This window comes from candidate division WOR-1 bacterium RIFOXYB2_FULL_36_35, from assembly GCA_001771505.1.
Taxonomy (GTDB): domain Bacteria; phylum Margulisbacteria; class WOR-1; order XYC2-FULL-46-14; family XYC2-FULL-37-10; genus XYB2-FULL-36-35.
In genome coordinates this window covers 1-22,307 of record MEUA01000002.1, presented here as the reverse complement: position 1 = coordinate 22,307, position 22,307 = coordinate 1, and the positions used below count along the sequence as shown (strand labels likewise).

23 protein-coding genes are annotated in these 22,307 nt (G+C 36.9%); 7 read left to right on the top strand and 16 right to left on the bottom strand.

From position 1 onward, the window contains the following. Positions 1–40: 40 nt before the first annotated feature. Positions 41–937: a protein-export membrane protein SecF gene (locus tag A2290_07995; protein ID OGC16810.1), complete on the bottom strand. Its 897-nt coding sequence runs from the start codon at positions 935–937 to the stop codon at positions 41–43. Beyond that, entirely contained in the window at positions 934–2,265 is a 1,332-nt protein-coding gene (locus A2290_07990) for a protein-export membrane protein SecD (GenBank protein ID OGC16809.1), read from the bottom strand. The genes A2290_07995 and A2290_07990 overlap by 4 nt, the downstream gene beginning before the upstream one ends. A gap of 193 nt (positions 2,266–2,458) precedes the next feature. Here A2290_07990 and A2290_07985 point away from each other — a divergent pair, with 193 nt between their 5' ends. Then, on the top strand, positions 2,459–3,322 hold the full coding sequence (locus tag A2290_07985) for a hypothetical protein (protein OGC16808.1): 864 nt from the start codon (positions 2,459–2,461) through the stop codon (positions 3,320–3,322). 32 nt (positions 3,323–3,354) lie between these two features. Next, complete coding sequence (locus A2290_07980; GenBank protein OGC16807.1) at positions 3,355–4,092, top strand: hypothetical protein; 738 nt, start codon at positions 3,355–3,357, stop codon at positions 4,090–4,092. On the opposite strand, the gene A2290_07975 is transcribed toward A2290_07980, so the two are convergent. Then, on the bottom strand, positions 4,093–5,235 hold the full coding sequence (locus tag A2290_07975; protein OGC16806.1) for a tRNA guanosine(34) transglycosylase Tgt: 1,143 nt from the start codon (positions 5,233–5,235) through the stop codon (positions 4,093–4,095). It lies immediately after the preceding gene. A 93-nt stretch (positions 5,236–5,328) separates the two neighbouring features. On the opposite strand from A2290_07975, the gene A2290_07970 reads away from it, so the two are divergent. The 3 genes from A2290_07970 to A2290_07960 all read left to right on the top strand — a co-directional run bounded on the left by A2290_07970 (position 5,329) and on the right by A2290_07960 (position 8,716). Further along, positions 5,329–6,393 (top strand): hypothetical protein, encoded by a 1,065-nt coding sequence (locus tag A2290_07970; GenBank protein OGC16805.1) that lies wholly within the window; start codon positions 5,329–5,331, stop codon positions 6,391–6,393. A 264-nt stretch (positions 6,394–6,657) separates the two neighbouring features. Then, a complete protein-coding gene (locus A2290_07965; protein OGC16804.1) occupies positions 6,658–7,773 on the top strand; it encodes a hypothetical protein in 1,116 nt (371 codons plus the stop codon). Beyond that, complete coding sequence (locus tag A2290_07960) at positions 7,766–8,716, top strand: hypothetical protein (GenBank protein ID OGC16803.1); 951 nt, start codon at positions 7,766–7,768, stop codon at positions 8,714–8,716. The genes A2290_07965 and A2290_07960 overlap by 8 nt, the downstream gene beginning before the upstream one ends. A gap of 87 nt (positions 8,717–8,803) precedes the next feature. On the opposite strand, the gene A2290_07955 is transcribed toward A2290_07960, so the two are convergent. The 7 genes from A2290_07955 to A2290_07925 form a co-directional block, all read right to left on the bottom strand. Continuing rightward, on the bottom strand, positions 8,804–9,865 hold the full coding sequence (locus tag A2290_07955) for a tRNA preQ1(34) S-adenosylmethionine ribosyltransferase-isomerase QueA (protein OGC16802.1): 1,062 nt from the start codon (positions 9,863–9,865) through the stop codon (positions 8,804–8,806). 21 nt (positions 9,866–9,886) lie between these two features. Beyond that, the gene (locus A2290_07950) at positions 9,887–10,114 is read right to left on the bottom strand and encodes a hypothetical protein (protein ID OGC16801.1); all 228 of its coding nucleotides are present in this window, start codon (positions 10,112–10,114) and stop codon (positions 9,887–9,889) included. 26 nt (positions 10,115–10,140) lie between these two features. Then, positions 10,141–10,362: a hypothetical protein gene (locus tag A2290_07945; GenBank protein OGC16800.1), complete on the bottom strand. Its 222-nt coding sequence runs from the start codon at positions 10,360–10,362 to the stop codon at positions 10,141–10,143. A 4-nt stretch (positions 10,363–10,366) separates the two neighbouring features. Further along, positions 10,367–10,888 (bottom strand): hypothetical protein, encoded by a 522-nt coding sequence (locus A2290_07940; protein OGC16799.1) that lies wholly within the window; start codon positions 10,886–10,888, stop codon positions 10,367–10,369. A gap of 71 nt (positions 10,889–10,959) precedes the next feature. Further along, positions 10,960–12,990: a hypothetical protein gene (locus A2290_07935; GenBank protein OGC16798.1), complete on the bottom strand. Its 2,031-nt coding sequence runs from the start codon at positions 12,988–12,990 to the stop codon at positions 10,960–10,962. A gap of 26 nt (positions 12,991–13,016) precedes the next feature. Continuing rightward, positions 13,017–13,712 carry a 16S rRNA (cytidine(1402)-2'-O)-methyltransferase gene (locus A2290_07930; GenBank protein OGC16797.1) on the bottom strand — a complete coding sequence of 232 codons (696 nt, stop codon included), beginning with the start codon at positions 13,710–13,712 and terminating at the stop codon, positions 13,017–13,019. Further along, a complete protein-coding gene (locus A2290_07925) occupies positions 13,713–14,639 on the bottom strand; it encodes a hypothetical protein (GenBank protein ID OGC16796.1) in 927 nt (308 codons plus the stop codon). A gap of 227 nt (positions 14,640–14,866) precedes the next feature. Here A2290_07925 and A2290_07920 point away from each other — a divergent pair, with 227 nt between their 5' ends. Then, positions 14,867–15,157: a hypothetical protein gene (locus tag A2290_07920; protein OGC16795.1), complete on the top strand. Its 291-nt coding sequence runs from the start codon at positions 14,867–14,869 to the stop codon at positions 15,155–15,157. 123 nt (positions 15,158–15,280) lie between these two features. Here the strand turns inward: A2290_07920 and A2290_07915 are convergent, their stop codons facing one another. The 5 genes from A2290_07915 to A2290_07895 all read right to left on the bottom strand — a co-directional run bounded on the left by A2290_07915 (position 15,281) and on the right by A2290_07895 (position 21,485). Next, positions 15,281–17,866 carry a hypothetical protein gene (locus A2290_07915; GenBank protein ID OGC16794.1) on the bottom strand — a complete coding sequence of 862 codons (2,586 nt, stop codon included), beginning with the start codon at positions 17,864–17,866 and terminating at the stop codon, positions 15,281–15,283. Between the two features lie 64 nt (positions 17,867–17,930). Beyond that, the gene (locus A2290_07910; GenBank protein ID OGC16793.1) at positions 17,931–18,224 is read right to left on the bottom strand and encodes a hypothetical protein; all 294 of its coding nucleotides are present in this window, start codon (positions 18,222–18,224) and stop codon (positions 17,931–17,933) included. Continuing rightward, complete coding sequence (locus A2290_07905; protein OGC16792.1) at positions 18,224–19,861, bottom strand: hypothetical protein; 1,638 nt, start codon at positions 19,859–19,861, stop codon at positions 18,224–18,226. Before A2290_07905 ends, A2290_07910 begins: the two co-directional genes overlap by 1 nt. A 62-nt stretch (positions 19,862–19,923) precedes the next feature. Then, a complete protein-coding gene (locus A2290_07900; protein OGC16791.1) occupies positions 19,924–20,400 on the bottom strand; it encodes a hypothetical protein in 477 nt (158 codons plus the stop codon). Positions 20,401–20,489: 89 nt separating this feature from the next. Next, positions 20,490–21,485: a ketol-acid reductoisomerase gene (locus tag A2290_07895; GenBank protein ID OGC16790.1), complete on the bottom strand. Its 996-nt coding sequence runs from the start codon at positions 21,483–21,485 to the stop codon at positions 20,490–20,492. Between the two features lie 85 nt (positions 21,486–21,570). Between A2290_07895 and A2290_07890 the strand changes: the two genes are divergently transcribed. After that, a complete protein-coding gene (locus A2290_07890; protein OGC16789.1) occupies positions 21,571–22,050 on the top strand; it encodes a hypothetical protein in 480 nt (159 codons plus the stop codon). Here the strand turns inward: A2290_07890 and A2290_07885 are convergent. After that, a partial coding sequence (locus A2290_07885; GenBank protein ID OGC16788.1) for an acetolactate synthase small subunit occupies positions 22,030–22,307 on the bottom strand: 278 nt, incomplete at its 5' end. The genes A2290_07890 and A2290_07885 overlap by 21 nt on opposite strands.

Sequence of the window (22,307 nt, the reverse complement as noted above, 5' to 3'; positions counted from 1 at the left end):
ATATGATAACGCAACTATTTATACACTACCGAAAAGATAATTATTTTTCTTTTTTATTCAAGGCGACAAGCATAGGAGAAGCTATAAAAACAGAAGAGTATGTCCCAGCAATAAAACCAATCAATAAAGTCAAACAAAACTCCCTCAGAGTTGCCCCACCAAAGAACAGCAGAGAAAGAACAATAACTAACACTGTTAATACTGTATTGATAGATCGGGCCATGGTCTCCCAAATACTTTTGTTTACAACCTCTGCAAATGGAATCTTTCTGGCTCCGGGCTTCTTCATATTTTCACGAATCCTGTCAAATATAACTATAGTGTCATTAATTGAATACCCAAGTATTGTAAGAATTGCAGCAACAAAAGAGATATCTATATTACGCCATAAAAGTCCCATTATTCCGATAGTAATAAAAGCATCATGGATAAGGGCCACAAGGGCAGCAACCGCATATATAAATTCAAAACGAAAAGAGACATAAATTAATATACCGATAGAAGCTAAAATTAAAGCCCAAAAAGCCTGGCTTCGCAATTCGGCTCCGATCACAGGCCCTACAGTATCAACCTCGAGAAGTTCCACCCCTCCACACGATTCATTCAAATCATCGACTATCTTCTGTCTCATTTCTGTTTCAAGAGGTAATGTTCTAATAAATACATCCTGATATCCCGATCTTTGAATAACCGCCTCCCCAAGATTAAAACTGTTGAGAACCTTTCTCACTTTAGAAATATCAACCGGGTTATTCTGAGTAATTTCTTCTGAAGTAAAGTGAAGATTAATAAGCGTCCCACCCGTAAAATCTATTCCAAAATTCATAGGGCTGCCACGATATACAGAATTAAAAACAAGCCCTCCCCATCCAACAATTATAAGTATTAATGAAAGGGAAAACCAAAGTTTTGTTTTTTTTATTATATTAAAATTCATTTATACACCAATTTAGTATTCGGGTCAGAAACAACTCCACTGTCTATCAACATATTAAGCATCATCTTTGTCAATGTTATCGCAGTAAACATTGAAGCCAAAATACCCACTGACAAAGTCACCGCAAATCCTTTGATGGTTCCTGTCCCTATAAAAAACAAGGTTGCGGCAGCAACAATGGTTGTTACGTTTGAATCCACAATAGTAGATAAAGCTCTGTCAAATGATGCGTCAAGAGCTGATTTAATCTTTTTGCCGGACCTTAATTCCTCTTTTAATCTTTCAAAAATAATAATATTAGCATCAACAGCCATTCCAAGAGAGAGCAAAAATCCGGCAATCCCGGGAAGAGTCAAAGTTGTTCGGATTAAAGACAATAACGCCAAAGTAACAAAAATATAAATAATAAGAGAAAGGATGGCGATAAATCCGGGCAAGCGATAATAAAAAACCATAAATAACACTATAAACAGAAATCCTATAATTCCGGCAAACCTACTTTTTTCTATAGAATCACGGCCCAAAGTAGGCCCAACAATCCTAGTCTCCCCTATTTTTATAGGAATAGGCAAAGAACCGGCTTTAAGCTTAACCACCATATCTCTAACTTCCTCCGCGGAAAAGTTTCCAGTTATTATCCCTTTTCCCTCTGTTATAGGGGTATTAACATTTGGCGCAGAAATTATTTTTTTATCCAACAAAATCGCAATGGGTTTCTTAACATGCCTGGTTGTAAGCCTTGCAAAAACAGATGCTCCTTCAGAGTTAAGCTCAAACCCTACAGAAGGATTACCATATTCATCAACCTGAGGATATACCGCTTTAAGATCACTACCTGTAATCGCTGTATCTTTTAAAATTATAGGCTGGCTGCTAACCACCTTGCCATTTTCAGTATGATCTACTGAACCTAAGCGAGCTGAGGAACCATAATATTCTTTAACTTTTTCAGGCGTAAGAACATCTCCTCCCGCAGGCGCCCACTCGGCCTCAATAAATTCCAAAAGGGCTGTATCTCCGATAATTTTTATCGCCCTGTCAGGATCTTTAACCCCAGGCAATTCAACAATAACTTGATCTTTCCCTTTGCGCTGAATTACCGGTTCAGAAACCCCTACAGAATCTATCCTATTTCTTATAACAGCAACAACGCCATCCATTGAATCATCATTAACTTCAACTTTTTCTGTGCTTTGACCTACAAATACAAGTCGAGTCCCTCCCTGAAGATCAAGGCCAAGGTTAATTGGCATACTGTAAATAACAAACACCGAAGCCGCCACAACAAAAAGAATAATGAGTGAACGGAATTGATTAATGTTTTTCATACGTTGAAGTAAAATTGTACCAGAATTTTTTTATATTGTCTAATTTTTCAATGTTGATTTAACCCCGATTGTTTTTATCGGGGCAAATAATGAACCCCGATTATCCTAATCGGGGTGAAATTCAAAAAAAAAACCGATATATAAACATGAGTAGAACTTCAAAAGAATTGTCTTACAAAAGGAGTTAAATGAAATGCTTAGGACATATCCAGTTTCGAAACCAAGTAGCGCTCCTGCAACTGGCAAATTATTCTACGAATTTTTAATGCAAAATATCAAAAGACCTGCAGCTGCAAACCATGAGATTTGGCTTTCCGGAGTAACAGATCAGCTTAAGCACCCTGACAAATTTGCTTTTAGGGGCGATATCCCAACGGGCAAATCTTTAGAAGTAATTTCTATAGCTGGAAACCCAGTAAGCTCTCCTTATGTATTTACCGGTAAAGAAGATTGTGTTCTTGTTTCAGACTTATCGGATCAAGCAAAAGAAGAATTGGGAATTTCTCAACAAGCACCGCTCAAGGATAAAGTATTCAATAGCAACTTTAAACCTTATGATCAATTGCCGGAATTAACCAGAATAAGCAATGAGCTTGCCGTATTATCAGTTGCAAAATCAATTAGTAGTTTTTTGGCAGGCGTAAAAGGAAAAGCTAATTATTCAGAAAAAGATGTTTTTGGATTTTTAGTTGCCGGTTTAGAAGATTTAAGCAGCTCTGAAATGATGCATTTATTGCATGGAAATCACATAGCATGGGCAACTCTGGCATATATTAGAGGACAGGGAAAGGTTTCCGGAAATATTTCATCGGAATTTCATGGACAAAATCCTACTGATTTTTATATAAAAGACTTAGGAACCGTATTGCCAACCATATTTTTTGCTTTAGCAAGCTTGGGTTCTGACCCTATGTTTTTCTATACTAAATTAGATGTTGAAATTTGGGGAGCAAGAGAAGCTGCAGAATATATGAGACAATTTATGCCTGAAATTTTGGGAGCAAAAGAAGTTTCAGGATACATGCGTCAACTTATACCTGCATCTGTAAAAGGATAGCTTAATAAATTTTTGAGGAAAAAAACATAAACATGATAATGATTAATTTGGCACATCCTGTAACTATTGCTAACAATACAAAAACAGCTATCCCCACATATCCAAGCGAACTTCTTAAATTATTGAAAGATCCCTCTTCCTTCTTATGCCAAGAAACAAGATCAACAATAGAAAAAATTAGATTTGAATTAGGAGAAAGCTATTTACCACTTCTTTTGCAGCCAGGTATATTATCAAGGACTGAGGAACTAATAGATTTTGCAAGAAAAAATAATATGCCAGAGCCGCTCACATTAAGAGAACTGTTTGCTAAACATTTAGGCTGCTATAGAGATGTGTATAGAGGATTGGCTCTTACTAAGCAAGAAAAAGAAGCAATACTTGTTAATGGCATGGGATCTGCTTTTGCAAGAAATGAAAAATCTTATATCGAAGCATTAAAAAGAATGCTTATAGAGGGAATCTCCTCATTAAAAGGTCTGCATACTGCAAAAGGTCATACTGCTGAGAAAGACTGCTCTCCGTTGCTATCGCTTTCAGAAGACGAGGAGCTTGCTATTCTCATAGCACGAGGGCAAACCAACAAAAAAAGAGAGCATGCTTTCGTTTTTATGTTAGAAATTCCAAAAATATTAACAATTAACGGGCATAGTTATCAAGAATTTTTTGCCTTCTTTAGAATTAACCCCAAGTACATTAAAGGATGCCAAAAACATCTTGTAATATTTGAAATATACACCCCAAGAGATAGAAGGCCATGGTATGCATGATCAATCCTTCTCGTTTTCATCCAGTATTTCTTTTCTTACCTTCGCCATTAATCTCATAAAAAATCTCAAATTATGTAGTGTCAAAAGCTGCATCCCCAAAATTTCCCTCGCCCAAAAAAGATGCCTTATATACGATTTGGTAAAATTTTTACAGGCATAACAATCACAATCAAGATCGATCGGAGTAAAATCCTTTTCAAACTTCGCATGTCTTATGCTTGTTTTTCCATCGAGTGTCAAAAAAGACCCGTGGCGGGCAAGGCGCGTAGGAATTACACAGTCAAAAAGATCTGCGCCCCTCTTGATTGCCCCTAATATATCGGAAGCATACCCCACCCCCATCAGATGCTTTGGCTTGTCCTCCGGCAAAATATCTGTAACGATATCAAGCATATCAAACATCTGATTTTGAGGTTCGCCAACAGATAAGCCCCCTACCCCAAAACCAGGAAATCCAAGCGCGGCAATTTCATTTGCGGATCTTTTTCTCAAGTCATCAAAACATCCCCCTTGAACTATTCCAAACAATGCCCCATTCTGTACACTGTTAACTGTAAACGGATCGACTGAGCTCGCCGAAGTCTGTTCACTCTTTCCCGCACACTGTACACTCTCTTTCGCCCAGCGGGTCGTTCTAATAACCGACTCTTCAGCTTCTTTTTTTTCGCAGGGGTAAGCAACGCACTCATCAAGGGGCATCATAATATCTGACCCAAAATCCTGCTGTATTTCAACAACTTTTTTTGGAGTAAAGAGATGTTTTGTCCCGTCAAGATGAGATTGAAATTCTACCCCTCCATCCAAGATTTTTCTCCTATGCGCCAGACTATAGACCTGAAAACCACCGCTGTCTGTAAGAATCGGTTTATCCCAATTCATAAATTTATGAAGACCCCCTGCCTCTTTTATTAATTCGTTTCCAGGGCGGAGATAGAGGTGATAGGTATTTGCAAGAATAATTTGAGCTTCTATTTCGTGGAGATCACGGGGAGAGACAGCTTTTACAGTGGCCTGAGTTCCGACGGGCATAAACATGGGGGTCATAATCTCCCCATGGCTGGTATAAATTTTCCCGACCCTTGATTTGCTCTTCTTGCTCTTTTTAATAATTTCAAATTTAAACATTATTTTTAATTGTAACATAAATTAAGAATAACTAAGGAGAGTATAGCCGCAATAATTTCAGAACAGACTGAAATCCCTATCATTTTATTGCGAAGAATAAATAGAGAGAAAATGATTAATAAAAAAGTTATATCCTTTAAGATAAAAACATATCCCCCCAAAAATGTCACAGCAAAAGAATTGATGGAGGAGCTTAATCAATCAGGTCCATTGCTAAGTGAAGAAACAATTCAAAATATCAAAGCTTTTGGAATCCCTTCAACAAAATCACGTATACAGGAAGCCTTTTCTAATGGCTCTTTGGAAAAATTTTTAAGGCAAATAGAAAAACAAGAAGCAGTAAAAAGAGATAATCCTTCTGGCATAAATTCTAGAGGTGAATACAACAAAAAATCATTAATAAAACTGGCCAACATACTTTCAAGCGGTGAGCAATCAATCAATATAAAATATCCAGACTACCCTCTAAGCAACCTATCAGAAGAACCTGATGCCGATGAGATAAAAAGATTAATAAGATCAAACATGTCTGCTCCATCAGAATTTAGACACCCCCAGCCAACAAAACAAAATATTGAAGATGTATTTTATGCTCTCGCTTTTTTGACTGGGGCTCTTAAGGATTTTGAAGAAGATCTTCCCGGGACGTGGACACCAAAAGTAATCGACTTAAAAGTTTTTGCAAAAAACCAGGGAGGACTAGTAGTTTCTCGTAAGGGACAGATTGATGATGACATAAATACCCTATTAGAAGAAGGGGGATACATTCATGAGGGCCGCGTAAATATTGATAAGATCATCCGGAAAGAGGTCTCATATGATACAAGAGTCCCAAGTCTGGAAGATCAGTTTCGATCTTCGCTTGAAACATTTATACATCAAAAATACCCTGGACCATTTAATAATGTATCTGAAATAGTTTATAAATTGCTTTTAAAAGCTATTATATGCGGATTAATACAAACCAAAACGGAAGATATGATGACTCATGATGGACATCGCAACGAATTTGAAAAAATCGAAAGACTGAAAAAACTTATTAGCCGCGCAAGAGTAAGTCAATACGATAATGCTGTTGAAAATTATATAAAAGCAGCTCAAAATCGATACGGACAAGACAGATTTGAATATGCTTTTTGGACAGAAATTTCACTTGGTTATAACATCACGGAATAATGGCATAGCCCTCTTTTCTACTTATACTATATTAACCCCGATTATTTATAGACGAACAGAATTCTAGCAGAGTGTTGGAAATTTTCCCAGGTATGAACCCCGAGTTCCTAATCGGGGTGAATAATCGGGGTTTAAATAAATCATTCTTCATTCAAATTACACAAGTTTTTTTTACTCCAACACGATATATATAGTGAAAGCCATCTGCAATCATAAAGTTTTTTAGGCTGGTTGACAGTTAATTGTCAACCGCAAAGGGCAGCAATGACTGCCCTTTTTATTTTAAATAAGAGAGCAAAAAAAATGATAAATGACATTCCGATCGAATCAGGACAAACATCTTACGTCAGGCATTGTCCTTTGGGTTTTAAATTTAAGCTACAAGATATTTTATTTGTCTTGATAATAATATGTTTATTTACACTCGTGGTGCCAGCAAATGCCCAGGATACAACACCCCCAATCCCTTTTTCCATAATATATCCTTACAACAAAACAGAATTGAAAGATATGACATTTGCCTGGTCAGCAAGCGCCGATGATGTGGGGATTGAAAGTTATGAATTATATCTAAATAATGAGTTAAAAGCCTCAGTTGACAGTTCTATTCTATACATAACCTTAAGCAACCCCTTATCAGACGGAGCTTACACTGTTTATATAATAGCAAAAGATTATGCGGGGAATAAAACAAAAACTCCAGAAATAACAGTTTATGCAAACAGCTCTGCGCCTTCTATTAAAATTTATATAGATAATGAAGAAATCCCGTCAGGAAGCCCTATCAGGCGAATGCCTTTAATTACTGTATCATTGTTAGATTCGGCAGGGATTGATAAAAATTCAATTAAACTGGTAGTAGACGACAAAATTGTCAATACCTCAATTCAGGCAAAAGAGACAAATGCTTCTTATCCTTCCGAATGTACACTATCATACAGCGTGCCAGATCCTTTAAGCGCAGGGATGCATACTATTAAAGTAGAAGCCACAGATCAATTCGGGTATAGAAGTATATCCGCACTTAATCAATTAGAGGTTAAAGAAACAGCAACTATAACCGGATTTCCAATAAATTACCCTAATCCATTTAAGCCTAAACATAGTCAAGCAACCAAAATATCCTACTCTTTATCGAATGACGCATATACAACCATTTATATTTATGATCTCAACGGTCAGATATTAAAAAGATTTTCAATATCCCCGGGAGAAGAAACTTCGGCAGGGGTGGGGAGCGGAGGGAGACAGGGATATAACGAAGTTATATGGGACGGAAAGACAGATTACGGCAACATCGTTGGGAATGGAGTCTATATATATTTTATAGTATCAGCAGAAAAAATATTGGGAAGAGGACAATTAGCTGTATATGATTAAAAATTTAGCTATAATTTTAATCTCTTTTTTATTGCTGGTTTCTCCAGTTTTAGGAGAAAGTTATACAGTTGATATCTCTCAAACCGGAGTCGGAGCAAGACCAATTGCTCTGGGAAAAGCTTTTGTAGGGGTCCCTGATGGGTCAAATGCAATAGCTTTTAATCCTGCAAGCATAGCTTTTACTCCTCATTTTGAAATAACATCAATGCAAACAAAATTATTGGATACTGTTGAATACAAAATGTTTGGAAGTGTGGTTTCAACAAAGATCGGGAACATAGGGTTTAATTATGTTTCTGCTGTAAGCCCTGCAGGATATGAAACAACAGATCAATCTAGCCTCTCTAATGCAACTCCCATTAACTATGAAAGCTCCATGATGATCTTATCATACGCTATGAACATGAGGAATCTCATACAAGCTTCGAATATAGGATATCTCTCTTTTGGAGTGAATGCTAAAATAATCAACAACAAATTAAATAGTTCAAACGGTGGATCAGGATCCGGAATTGATGCTGATATAGGAATGCTTCTTATAACTCCAAAGGACTTTAATTTTGGTATCTGCGCGCAAAATATGTTAGGAGGAGAGATCAACTGGGATTCAGGGAATAAAGATATTTTTCCTGCTCTTATAAGATTTGGGGGGAGTTACAACTGGAAAAGAGCAAAAACATTGATCACTTGCGATGGAGTAATCCCTTTAGAAGAAAATCATCCATTAACAATACATGCAGGTGTAGAGTGGACACCTATTGAGTATTTTTCATTAAGAGCGGGGTTAGATCAGGACGCGCTCGGAACAAATGAAGTAATACACAATTTTACATATGGGGTCGGATTAAACTATAAAGGGCTTACATTTGATTACGCATACAAACAAAAAGGGGTATATTCTGATATAAGCACTCACTACATATCGTTATCTTATATGCCTTAAACCCGATTATCATAATGGGGTGAATAATCGGGGTTAATCTATTATGAGGGGGCTTCTAAACGCAGATGGCAGCCTCCTCTTTTTTATCTAAAAGATCAGCATCGCATCGCCAAAACTAAAAAAACGATAATAATTATCGATAGCTTCTTTATACGCGTTCAAAATAAATTCTCTACCTGCAAAAGCAGAGACCAGCATTAATAGCGTCGATTTTGGCACGTGAAAATTAGTAATCATCGCATCAACAACCTTAAACTTAAACCCTGGATAAATGAAGATATCAGTTGAGCCGTAAATATCATTTAAGGCATTCAATCGATTGGAATGGGCCAAAGTTTCAAGGGTTCTAACGGTTGTTGTTCCAACAGCAATAACACGCTTCGCTTTTTTTATAGATCGTAAAACGTCGACAGAAATCTCAAAATCTTCTTCATGCATCTTATGATCTTTTATATATTCAGTATATACTGGTTTAAAAGTCCCAAGCCCTGTATGCAACGTTATTTTTTTTATCTCAACGCCTTTTGATTCTATGCGGGCTAAAAGCTCAGGGGTAAAGTGGAGCCCTGCTGTCGGAGCGGCAGTCGCTCCATCTTTTTGCGCGTAAACAGTCTGATATCTATTTGTCATTTCTTGTAATTTATGATCAGCAGGCTGTTGGCGCAGATCCGTTATATAAGGGGGGAGAGGAATCTCCCCTTTTTCTTTCATAAATCTATCCAATTCCCCGTTGAATCTAATAATCTGTTCCCCCGATTCAAGTTTTTTCAAAACTTCACCGGTTAAATAACTAGAAAAAATTACTTTAGAGCCGACTTTAAGTCTTTTTCCAGGCTTTACAAGACATAGCCATTCACTTTTTTCAACATGCTTAGCCAGCAAAACTTCAATTCTAGCGATCCCTTCCGCTTTACGCCCAACAAGATTGGCAGGAATTACTTTAGTATCGTTTAAAACCAAAAGATCTCCAGAACTTAAACAATCTACAATGTCAGAAAAAAAGCGGTGCTCAAGAGAACTTTCTCTTCTGCTTAAAACCATAAGCCTCGATTCATCCCTCTTTGTAACAGGAAACTGCGCGATAAAATCAAAAGGAAGATAATAATCAAAATCAGAGGTTTTTAAGATGTTAGAATTAAAAGTAGGCATATAAATATCTTGAATACGGATTTAAACCTTTGCTTTCTCTAAAATAATTATTCTTTTTTCATGAAGATCAAGTCGATTATCCTGATCATCATCTTTTGCTTTTGCAAAAATCCTATCTTCTCTCGCCCTTTCAAGCTCACCCATAATCTTATCAAGCATTGTTAATGTCTTCCCTTCAAACGCTTTTAAGTCATCTTTGGTCGCAAAGATTTCAAATAATTTTTCTATATCTTTTTTAGTTATCGCCATAATTTAGATGATAATAATATCACAAGTTACTTTCTAAAAACAATATTAATAATAAAAGTCAAAACAATAGAAACAATAATCATACTGGTAACAGGGATATAAAGAGTCCAGCCCTCTCTTTTAAGAGCAATGTCTCCAGGAAGATTCCCAAACCAAGGAATTCTTGCCATCAAAAGAAGAAAACCTCCCAACATAACAAGCCCGACACCAATATATATTAACAATCTTGCTAAACCTTCTAATGCCACCTTTCTAAATTTCCCCAATAATAAATTTGACAGGAACTTCAAAGACACTCGCAACTGCCAGCCCCCCTTGAGTCGATGGAGCAAACTTCCAGGTTGCCACAGCAGCTGCAGCCGAATTGTCCAAATCAATATTGCCAGAAGAGGTTTTTATTGCAATACTTTTTACATTTCCATCAAACCCTATGTTCGCAGCTACAACAGAAATGCCTTCCACCCCATTTTTCAAAGCTGGTTCAGGATATGTAGGAATCACAAAGTTTAAAATCTGAGGAGGAATTATCGGCAAGGGGGATGGAGTTGGCTTTATAATTTCCGTTTTATCATCTGTAAAATTTTTCACAAGTGGTTTAACAACAGCATGAGAGAGAGCAAAACTTTTTGTTTGGGAGTTTGAAACAATTATCTCACTATTATAAATAAATGCCGAAGGCTTAACCTTAATTTTATATCCTTGAAAAATAAAAACAAATGAGGCAACAATCAATACTGATAAGGATGCAAAAACAAACTCTTTAACTTTAATCATAAAATACCTCCAAGTTTAATTAAATAGACCTAGACACCTTAACCATGCAACATTTAAAACATTGCGGCAACCTAAAAAGTACTCCCCATTTTAACTGTTATAACTCTTCCCGGCATAGGATATTTTATTGTTTCCCATGTAACAGGATGAAGCCCTACAGACTCATAATAAGACTGGTCAAATAAATTGTCAATCTGCAAGATCACAGAATAATCTCCAACCATCCTTTTAAATAGTGCATCTACAACCGAATAAGCAGGGATCTCTGTCTGGTTGCTAGAATCAGAGAATTGATTCCCCGCATTCCGCAAAGACAATTTAAACACATCCTCCCATTTAAAACCGATATTATACTTAGTATTGGGAGTGTACGGTAAATAGTTGCCAATAATTGAAGGATCTAAACTCTCTCCGATTTTAGCCTCTTGCCATGTGGCATTTGCAAAAACTGTAAGAGATTTCCCTATTTTTCCGCTAACATCAAGTTCAACTCCCGAAGAGTCAACTGCGCCAAAGTTAACCGCAGTAGTAGTAAATGTTGACGGATCATAATTCCATGAAATTAAATTACTGGTGGCCGTTTTATAATAGCTCAAATCAACAACCCCTCCTCTCCAAAAATTTTTACTGAATCCTAGTTCATAACTTTGGCTTTTTTCCGGCTGCAAGGCTTCATTTCCATACATCAACCAAACAGAATCGTTCCAATAAAGATCATTCAAAGTAGGAGCTTTAAACGCCGTTCCATAAGATGAACGAAAAGCAAATCCCAAAGGCAAAGAATAATTTACGCCAATTCTAGGATTTATTGAACTTCCAAATTTTGAGTTTTGATCCAGACGGCCGCCAAAAACCGCAGATAAGGGCCCTTTCTCTAGATTTTCTTGAAAATATGCCGCATTATTAGAAATTTCTCGTTTGATTCCGATATAAGGGCTATCTCCAGTATCAATTTTTCCATCAAAACCAAAAAGATGAGAGCCAAAGCCTCTCGAAAAATTAGCCCCAATTTCATTTGCCCTATATTGAGTATCCTCAAACAAAGATGTAGAGAAATTATAAGAATGATAATCTGTTATAAACATATTATTATAAATTTTTAGGCTAGTATTAACTTTGCCGTCAACATCTTCAAACCCTAAATTAATAAAAAGATTTTTATCTTTTTGTCTGTTATCGGGAGTCGAAGCCGAGTAAAGATCATCTGGCGAGTTGGGAACACCCGAAATCCCTTTATCTGCATCATAATAACTTAGCGCAAAATTCCATTTATTAAACAAGTTAATACTCCCCAAGAGGTCATATGCAGCATATTCACTGTTTTCCCTAAATCCGTCAGATTTAATAGCATTAAAAAACGCCGAATAATCAAAGTTATTTAACTGATTGCCAAAATAAATTTCATAGTTTTGTGTATTATAAGTCCCATAAGAAAGGCCAAGGCCTGTTTTATCTACCGTTTTTTTTGAGATAATATTTACAACCCCTCCTATAGCATCAGAGCCATAAATTGAAGACAAAGGGGCCTTTACAATCTCAACACTTTTTGTACCAGATAAAAACAAATCATTAAAATCAATTAACCCTAATAAGGGCGAATTAATTCGGACTCCGTCTTTTAATACAAGTACCTGCTGAGATGTAGCTCCTCGAAGCCGAACGGTTCCTGATGCTCCTAAATAACCAGTAGCCCTAACATCAATACCAGCAAGATCATCTAACGTCTGATAAAGTGTCATTTTAAAATCATCAGGGTTTATAACTTTGGTTTTCCATGGAGATTGATATTCATAGACAGGCTTTCTAAGAGCTGTGACAACTATCTCTTTGCCCACAAACCTTGGCAGTTCAAAAGCAAAAGAGGAGGTAGCACAAAATAAAAAAATAAAAAGAAGGATCAAGGTGCCAAGGGACATAGGAATCAAGAAAGACAAACAAAAAGACAAAAAAAATCTTAAACTCTTGAAGCCAGTTCTAGCGAGCTTCCCAATGCCGTGAAACCGTGAACCCGTGAAACCTTGAAACCTTATACATTGTCTCATTACTCTACATCCCCTTTTTAAAAGATATAGAGTTCCGGGATACCCTTTTCTTCCAAACAAGGCAGGAATAGAACCTGCAAAACCGTTTACATCTCTCCCGACTGAGCCGCTTGTTTGGAACCATCTATAAGAAGAACAATTTCTCCCTTAATATTTCTGCCTACAAATTTTTCATACACAGAAGAAACCGTCCCCCGTAAAATTTCTTCAAACTTCTTGGTTAATTCCCTTGCAATAACAACATTTCTTTCTCCAAAAACTTCCTGAACAAACTTTAAAGTTTTCAGCAATCTATACGGAGACTCATATATTATAATAGTTCCGTCAAAGATAGTAAACATCTTTAAAATTTTCCTGATTTTTCCCGGTTTTCTTGGGAGAAAACCCAAAAACAAAAATCTATCAGTACTTAATCCCGAGACAGAAAGGGCCACAGTAAAAGCAGAAGCGCCTGGAATAGGAACAATCTGAATATTATTTTTTATTGCAGCTTCAATTAGCTCATATCCCGGATCAGAAATCCCGGGGGTTCCCGCATCAGAAACCAATGCAACCTTTTTCCCTTCTCTTAAAAGATCAATAAAGTAATTCGTCTTCGATTTGACATTGAACTTATGGTATGAAGAGAGAAGAGTTTTGATGGAATATCTATCAAGTAATATTTTTGTGTGTCTAGTATCTTCCGATGCTATAATATCCGCTTCTGAAAGAATTCTTACGGCACGAAAAGTTATATCCTCAAGATTTCCTATAGGAGTTGAAACGACAAACAAAATAGACATTTAAAAGTAACGGCTTGCAGATAAAATATCCAAATCAAGAAAAGCAACAGGATTTATTGGCCCATCATTTTTTCTAACCTCATAATGCAAATGAGGTCCCGTAGAATATCCCGTACTTCCGACATAAGCTATAATATCCCCTCTCCTAACACGTTCTCCAACTCTAACTGTAAAGGCAGAAGCATGGCCATACCATGTAGAAAAGTTATTCCCGTGATCAATTATTACGGCCTTCCCGTATCCTTGGCGCCACCCAGCATAAGCAACAACCCCATCTGCCGTAACCTTTATTGGAGTTCCATAGCTTGCTTGAATATCAACTCCCGTATGAAACCCTCTCCAAGGACTCCATCTAAAACCAAAACGAGAAGAAATTCTTCCTCTAATAGGCCAAATAGACGGCGTTCCCGCCATCTTTTTTTGAATTTCAGCAACTCTTTCTTTAAGCTCTTTTAAACTCAGTTTAGTATCTTCCGCCTCTTTAAAAGAGAGGGCAAGAGATGTTGATATTTTATTCAAGCTAAAGATCAGACCATATTTTGAAGGTTCTTTTAAGCCTTTAAGCGTTTCATGATCAATATTAATTTTAGTCTTTTCAATTTTTAGACCAAGAACTCTCCTAAGCTGATTATTCTGGTCAAGAATTAATTGAAGCTCTTTCTTAATAAGATCGGTCTCACCCGCAAAAGCCTCTATATGTCTGTCTTTCTCTGCTTCAGAATCTATCACCATTTTATAGTGAATTAATTTCCCGGAAATAAATACAGAGTATAACAATGACAAAGAAAAAAGGGTGACAGATAAAACCAATATCAAGGTAAAATACCTAACTATAAAACGAGGCAAACGCAAACTAACAGATTTCCCCTCAGAATCACCAGCGCAAATGGTTAGAGTATAATCTTTATTCCTTCCATTTTTCATTATCTATGATTATACCACAAATTTTATTAAAAACCGACCAGTTTACCACCGTGGGGCCCCCACATTTACCCAATACCTAAAATGCCCTGCACTCTTAGTGTAGGGTTTCTCTTGTTGCCCTCTCACCAAAATCTTTGGTTAGACGGAATGATTATTGCTTGGCATTTCAAGATAATACCAACACAAGTTTTAATGATCTACTTACGATTATTACTATAGGAGCAATAAAAATGAGAATTTTTATAATTATTTTTATAATCCTATTTACTATGTCAATAATTAATATTGCCCAAGGGGAAGAGTACAACATTAACATAAAAGACTTGCACTCAGAACCAGATATCAATTCAGAAGTTGTCTATAAAATACCCGCCGACATCAAAGTCTTAGATTTTTCAAAAGATAAAAACTGGATAAAAGTTGAAATAAAATACTATCTTGGTCCAATAGAATGTAAATATACAGGATGGACACACATACCTATTAATGAAGTATTTACCCCGATTATTCACCCCGATTAGGAAATCGGGGTAAATACCTGGGGAAATTTCTAACACTCTGCTAGAATTTTGTTTGTCTATGAATAATCGGGGTTTACTCTCGATCCTATAATTTAACCTTGATTATGATAATCGGGGTGAATTTTATCTTAATATAATAAACTTGCCATTTGCAATAACATTATTTCCCTGGATAATTTTATATAAATAGACTCCATTTTCTAAAAAAGAACCAAAATGCCCAACTCCATTCCATTCGATTTGATTTAGCCCTCCCCTCCCGCCATTACTCCCCGACATAAAGTCTCTTTTATAAGCCAGTCTTCCTGAAATATCAATAACATAAAGCGAAGTAGCCTTATCATCATTTAACCAATACCAAAAATAAGCAGTTTTGTCCCTTTCAGGATTAAAAGGACTTGGCCCAAAAGCAAATTGAGAAGAAGACGACTCTCCAAAAGGGACAAAGATCGTAAGATGTGTAGATGTAAAAGATATGGAATTATTCGTTACTTCTTTTTGCGCCAATCCATCTTGGCTCCAATTACTGCCAGTCCAATAATAGACTTCCGGGGTTTTTGCCCCGGGATATAAGGGCAAAGTAATATTTAATGGAACTGAAAACATCTTAACATTTGAAGTTATTTCAATAACTTTCCCTGCCTGCCATTTTCCCGCCGGAGGGGGACCCGGAACAGGGGAAACTTCAGAGATAGAGATCGAAACTTCAGAAGAAGCAACTCCAGAGGGGAGATTAACTTCAACTCCAATATCCGTCTCAAGAAACTCTGCATCAGCATTATAAACAACTATTTCAAAACTTCCCGAAGCGCTAACCGCATTCGCAATCACCCGCCTAGTCCCAGCTTTAGACAAAGTAACATTGCCTGACCAAATTCCATCATCAGAAAAATTTAATGCCTCAATACTAACAGGAGATATTGTCCCATAATCAACAGATAACTCAGTCTTAGAATTTACTTCTGTTGTTATTTCTCCCGAAGCATTTCTTGCTTCAATAGTTAAAACAAAAGTGGACGCAGCTTCCGCAGTTAGAGGATAAACAAAAGAAAAATGATCAAAAGTATCAGGGGATACGCTGGAATAGGCGGTTCCTTTTACAACATCCTTTTTTGTGGCATCATGACTGGAAGAGGCTGTAATATACAAATCTTTTGAAGTAGTTTCAGAGGTTAAAGATCTTGCCTCTACTCGTATTGCGAGTGTTTCAGATGTCGCCAAAACAGAAGTTGCCCATCCGTCACTTGTAACTAAAGAGGTTATATCAATTCCCTCTGTTGTTGCGCTGTAATAAGAAACCTCCCAACTTGTGCATCCTTTAGTGCCAGATACAACAAAAGATTCATCTGTCGTCCCTTGATTTTTAATTTTAATATAATAAGTGGCTGTTTGCCCCGCATAAATAAATTTACTTTTTGTCTGCCCTGCCCCTGACATATTTATTATACCAGCTCCCGTATAATCCCCACCCTGAGCAATAAGCCCGATTTCTGCATCAGGCCTAAACTCAACTTCAGAAGAAATAATGGTAACATTCGTTGAAAATAAAGAGGTGTTGGCTGATGCATCTGTTTGCGTAGATGTAACTTTTCCTTCATGTGAGCCACTTATATCCATAATCCAACGACCATAAATATCCGCTTCGGTTGACCCAATATACGTCTTTCCTTCTCCCGCAGAATCTGTTTCATTTGTAGCAACTAAAAAAACCTCAATATAAGCGCTGGTCTCTGATGTCCCGTAAATATATGTCCTATTTGATGCAGGATAACTCTCAACAGAAGTTATGGCAGGCGGAACAATACTTTCATTCCCGGAGTTAGACAGATTTATCCCGACATCATTATTGGCAAAAAGTTTGTTGCGGGAAATTTTGTTATGTATAGACATTGGCCCATCTATCAAAATCCCATATGGATGAGAGCTGTTCCCATTATAAAAAATCGTATTGCATTCCAAAGATTGGCTATGAGATTGATTAAAAACATTTATACCTGTCCAGGAATTTCCCAGGCTTTTTGTTTCATTGGTCGATGTGCCGATTTTATTCCAAAAAATATTATTATATGTTGATTGATGCAAATCAATGCCATAATGTCCGTTTCCAGAGATTAAATTACCATAAACAGAAGATGTCCCGCCTATTAGATTGTGATCTCCCCCTTCAATATAAATGCCATCCGACGCATTTGCTTTAATCGCTTCCCCTGAAATTGTTGTACCAATATAATTAGATTTCAAACAATTATAATTTCCAAAGCTTATTTGAATGCCATTTCCAGGAGAACCATTAACAGCCAAGCCTTCAATTGTACAATTATTAACGGCTTGAATTTTTATTAAAGAGGTCATACTAGCTCCAGAAGCTGCTGTTATTTCAATTTCAGGCCCTGCAGGATTTGTATCCCGCTGATTTCTAGTTTGAGATAATCCGTCAATGTATATATTATTGGAAGAAAGAGATAACATTGAACTTAATTCAATCTTCCAAAAAGAGAGAGCCCCTTCTATCGTGTAACCGGCCTCCGTCGTTGGAATATCAAATTCTATAATAACGTCTGTAGCGCTTAAATTTGCTTGTGAAACAGCCCAAGGGAGAGAACCATAAATTCCGGCAGAAGAGGCACAATTTGTGACAGTATAAGTAATTGCTTTTGCCGATACTTGAAAAAACAATATGATAAAAATGAAAATAAAGAGTTTTCTCATTTGTGTCAATTATAAGCCAAGATCACAAAATAGCAAACCCTGCGTAAGATAACTTTTCAGCAACTCAACCAATCTCTGATGATAAAATTGTAAAACCACAAGGCGCTTCTTTATTAATCCTGGCCATAACATCACCAGGCTTTATAAATTTTTCAAATGTAATGTCCGCTTCACAACAATCTGAAGATTCTCCAACCTTTAAAGCTTTAGTTTTATAAGAAATTAGCATTCTTGGATTAAACCCCTGAGAATATGCTACAGGCAAACAAGCCCTTCTTATTGTACGTTCTAAAGATCTTATCAAATCAAGATGAGAGATATATTTTATTTCTTCCCCTTTGCTGTATTTGATCTTCACTACAAACTTATTTTGTCCCACGGCATCTCCTTATGCGTATCATTAAGATACTCATTCATATCAATCCCGCAATTCTGGAAAGCTCTTTCCCATGTTTCAAAATTAAAATTTTCAGACCATGCATCAAGCCTTGCTCCAAGTTTCCACGCTTCAACAATAACATCTGAAAGTTTTTTATCCCCCCGAGAAAAGACCCCCTCCAAAACAGAAGTTTTTGCATCATGCCAGCGCAATTCCAACCCCTTGCCCCGCAAATACTGTTTAAGAAATTTTTGCTTTTCAATAGTCTCTTTTATGGAAATTTGCCTCTCCCTTTCAAACGGAGTATGCGGTTTTGGAATAAAAGTTGACACTGCAGCAGTGACATGAGCATTTTTTGTAAAACTTCTTCCAATTTCTGATATTTTTTTTGAAAGGGTTACTATCCCCTGCAAGTCCTCTTCCGTTTCGGTCGGAAGCCCTATCATAAAATAAAGTTTTATTTTTGATATCCCTTCCGAATAAGCAGCCTTTACCCCCCTCAAAATTTCTTCTTCAGATAAACTTTTATTTATAAAATCCCTCAGCCTTTGAGTTCCCGCCTCCGGAGCAACTGTTACAGATGAAGGGCGAACCCTTTGAGTCTCTTTCATAAGTTTTACACTCATAGAATCAAGGCGCAATGATGGAAGAGCAAGATTTATTTTTTTTATTTCAAGCTCTTTAGCCAAAGTTTTTGCAACATATTCAATTTGAGAATAATCAGACGATGAAAGAGATATTAAAGAAAGCTCATCGTACCCAGTGTTTTTTAAAAGTTCTCTTCCAAGTTCAATTACTTTTTCGGGAGATCTTTCCCGTACAGGTTTATAAGCGCAAAAAGCTGAACAGAACTTGCATCCCCTTCCGCACCCTCGCATAATTTCAACAACAGCTCTGTCATGCACAGTCTTGATAAACGGAACAATCGGCTTAACAGGATAAGGGATCGTGTTTAAATTTTTTACAATTCGTCTTTTTGTGACATTACCAATCCCTGGAACATAAATCCCTTCTATTTTAGAAAGTCTTTCTAATCTCTCTTTTTTCCCTTTAAATGGCGCAAGAATCTGCTCCGCTATTTCTAAAATCGCCTCTTCCCCATCCCCTATCAGAAAAAAATCGATAAAATCTTCGACCGGAACAGGGTTTGAGATAACGCTTGGACCTCCGGCAAAAATTAACGGATCTTTTTCTGTACGATCTTTTGAATAAATCGGAATTTTTGCAAGGTGCAGAATATTAACCAAATTTGTATAGGTTAACTCATGCCCTATAGAAAAGCCCAACATATCAAAGTCTTTCAATGGCCGCCAAGACTCCAAAGAAAAAAGAGGGATTTCAGCTTGTAAAAGTTGTTGTTCCATATCGACCTTTGGCGCAAAAAATCTTTCACAAACAATTTTATCCTGCAAATTTAAAATATGATAAAGTATCTGAACTCCAAGATTAGACATTCCGACCTCATATAAATCAGGATAACCGATTGCAATCTTCAAACTACAAGAATCCCAATTTTTATGGATTGAATTTAACTCATTTCCGATGTATTGAGCAGGTTTTCGCACACTCGGCAAAAGTCGCTCTATTTTATCTTTCATAATTAATTCTTCTAACATTTTTATGTGCTATATGATCCTGGGAACTCTTAAAAGTGGATGAAAACTCAATGCCACTGATGCTAGAAAAACCTTATAACTCCCAAACTGACAAGAAGCATAATAAAGGTAGCAATTGATGTCCCAACAAAGCAAGCAATAAAAGTTTTCAAATAAGATAACCCAAATAAATGTCCGGCTAAACACCCCGTCCAAACACCTGTCCCGGGCAAAGGTATCGCGACAAAAATAGTAAGTCCAAGAAGTTCCAAATCTTCGATAATCTTCCCTTTTCTTCTTGTCCTCTCGAACAACCAGCCAAAAAACCTGTCAAATATATTTATTTTTCTAAGCCTTTCCGTAAAAAAGGTTAAAAAGAAAAGCACCGGAAGTATAGGCAGCGCACTTCCTAAGACAGACAAAATAAAAACCTTAACAGGAGAAATCCCCAAATACAAGCCAAGAGGAACAGCGCCGCGAACTTCAACCACAGGAATAGCCGACAGAATGAAAACTGCCAGCTCGCTGGGAATGCTCTTTGTTAGTTCAAGAAAATACATCTTATTAATAATTAATAATGAAGAATGAAAAACAACCTAATGGCTAATGTACTGTACTTATCATTAGTCCTTTTTCATCAAGTCATTCTTCATTTCTTTTTGAGCCACGGCATCATAGCCCTTAACTTCTCGCCTACTTTTTCAATTAAATGATCTTTATCTTTTGCCAAAAGTTCATTAAACTTTTTACGACCCGCCTTATTTTCTTCAATCCACTCTTTTGCAAAAGAACCATCCTGTATGCGGCCTAAAACTTTTTTCATTTTATCTTTTACGCCTGCGTCAATCAAATGAGGACCAACGGTGACATCTCCATATTTTGCAGTATTGCTGATCGCGGAACGCATTCCTGCAATCCCTTTTTCATACATCAAATCAACAATAAGTTTCAACTCATGCATACACTCAAAATAGGCCATTTCGGGCTGATATCCTGCTTCAACCAATGTTTCAAATCCGGCTTTAACAAGCGCCGTACAGCCACCGCAAAGGACTGCCTGTTCTCCAAAAAGATCGGTCTCTGTCTCTTCTTTAAACGTAGTCTCAAAAACTCCGGCTTTAGTGCCGCCAATCCCCTTTGCATAAGCAAGAGCTATCTTTTTGGCATTGCCTGAAGCATCCTGCTGAATTGCAATAAGAGATGGAACCCCCATCCCTTCTTCATACATTTTGCGAACCATAAGACCCGGCCCTTTTGGCGCAACCATTATTACATCGACATCAGCAGGAGGAATTATTTGTTTGAAATGAATATTAAATCCATGGGAGAACATAAGGGTTTTTCCTTTTTTCATGTGCTTCTCAATTGATTCTTTATAAACTTTGGCTTGAAGCTCATCAGGAATAAGAATTTGAACAACGTCCCCTTTTTCTGCTGCTTCGGAAGCTGTAATCGGCTGAAAGCCCGCCTTGAGAGCTCTCTCCCAGTTGGGGGTACCTTTAACTTCCGCGATAATAACATTTAAGCCGCTATCTCTAAGACTTTGAGACTGAGCTCCTCCCTGACTTCCAAACCCGATCACCGCAATTGTCTTTCCTTTTAAATCTTCCAAGCTTGCATCACTATCATAATAAACCTTTGACATAACATTCCTCCTGTTTTGATTAAACACTGAAATTATCTTGGAAACAATACGACTATATTTTATCAAAATTTAAAGGAGAAGACAAATGACCATTTCTCGAGGTTCTCTAAGAAAGTATGTAATAGATCCGGCTTTGCATTTTATGAAACTGGCAAAAGAGAGAAGCAGCCCCTACAAATCAATTCAAGAATTATTTTATGAAATAGATTCGTCAAATTTAAACAAAGCCAACCTGAGCAGAATAAAAGCTTTTGCGGCAGCTTATTCAAAGGCCTGCTATGGAGGCGATTACCATACAAAAAAGTGGACAATAACAACAGGCATAATCCTTTTAGGAAAAGAGGGAGAATTAAAACTGCTAAAAAACCACGGTTTACTACAAAAGTTAATTGATCTTAGGATTTCTTCTTTTGAACTAAAATTAGGACCTTTTTATAATGATCGAATGGGTCGATTAAAAACCCAAGAAGAAATTGAAAATATTATCGTTGCCATAATTAAAGAAGATAGACAAAGCCTTCAAGCATTATTGCGTAGACAGGGGCTACTCGGAGCCACCCCTTAAAATGGCAATTCTACCTGTGCGAACCATCTCTTTAATTCCATATTTTCGCAGCATCTCTTCTATGTCATCTACTCTAAAGCTTTCATCGGATATTTCGACAATCAAGGAACCTTCTGAAACATCAACTACTTTAGCGCCAAAGACATCTACAATCTGAGTTATTTCCGTACGGGTCTTTTCGTTGGCAGAAACCTTTATCAAAGCAAGCTCACGCTCAACAGATTTATCTTTAGGCAAATCAAAAACTTTAAGCGTAT

Coding starts and splice junctions, on each gene's coding strand:
- A2290_07995 (OGC16810.1), bottom strand. CDS start 937: ATGAATTTTAATATAATAAAAAAAACAAAACTTTGGTTTTCCCTTTCA.
- A2290_07990 (OGC16809.1), bottom strand. CDS start 2,265: ATGAAAAACATTAATCAATTCCGTTCACTCATTATTCTTTTTGTTGTG.
- A2290_07985 (OGC16808.1), top strand. CDS start 2,459: ATGCTTAGGACATATCCAGTTTCGAAACCAAGTAGCGCTCCTGCAACT.
- A2290_07980 (OGC16807.1), top strand. CDS start 3,355: ATGATAATGATTAATTTGGCACATCCTGTAACTATTGCTAACAATACA.
- A2290_07975 (OGC16806.1), bottom strand. CDS start 5,235: ATGTTACAATTAAAAATAATGTTTAAATTTGAAATTATTAAAAAGAGC.
- A2290_07970 (OGC16805.1), top strand. CDS start 5,329: ATGATTAATAAAAAAGTTATATCCTTTAAGATAAAAACATATCCCCCC.
- A2290_07965 (OGC16804.1), top strand. CDS start 6,658: ATGACTGCCCTTTTTATTTTAAATAAGAGAGCAAAAAAAATGATAAAT.
- A2290_07960 (OGC16803.1), top strand. CDS start 7,766: ATGATTAAAAATTTAGCTATAATTTTAATCTCTTTTTTATTGCTGGTT.
- A2290_07955 (OGC16802.1), bottom strand. CDS start 9,865: ATGCCTACTTTTAATTCTAACATCTTAAAAACCTCTGATTTTGATTAT.
- A2290_07950 (OGC16801.1), bottom strand. CDS start 10,114: ATGGCGATAACTAAAAAAGATATAGAAAAATTATTTGAAATCTTTGCG.
- A2290_07940 (OGC16799.1), bottom strand. CDS start 10,888: ATGATTAAAGTTAAAGAGTTTGTTTTTGCATCCTTATCAGTATTGATT.
- A2290_07930 (OGC16797.1), bottom strand. CDS start 13,712: ATGTCTATTTTGTTTGTCGTTTCAACTCCTATAGGAAATCTTGAGGAT.
- A2290_07920 (OGC16795.1), top strand. CDS start 14,867: ATGAGAATTTTTATAATTATTTTTATAATCCTATTTACTATGTCAATA.
- A2290_07915 (OGC16794.1), bottom strand. CDS start 17,866: ATGAGAAAACTCTTTATTTTCATTTTTATCATATTGTTTTTTCAAGTA.
- A2290_07905 (OGC16792.1), bottom strand. CDS start 19,861: ATGTTAGAAGAATTAATTATGAAAGATAAAATAGAGCGACTTTTGCCG.
- A2290_07900 (OGC16791.1), bottom strand. CDS start 20,400: ATGTATTTTCTTGAACTAACAAAGAGCATTCCCAGCGAGCTGGCAGTT.
- A2290_07895 (OGC16790.1), bottom strand. CDS start 21,485: ATGTCAAAGGTTTATTATGATAGTGATGCAAGCTTGGAAGATTTAAAA.
- A2290_07890 (OGC16789.1), top strand. CDS start 21,571: ATGACCATTTCTCGAGGTTCTCTAAGAAAGTATGTAATAGATCCGGCT.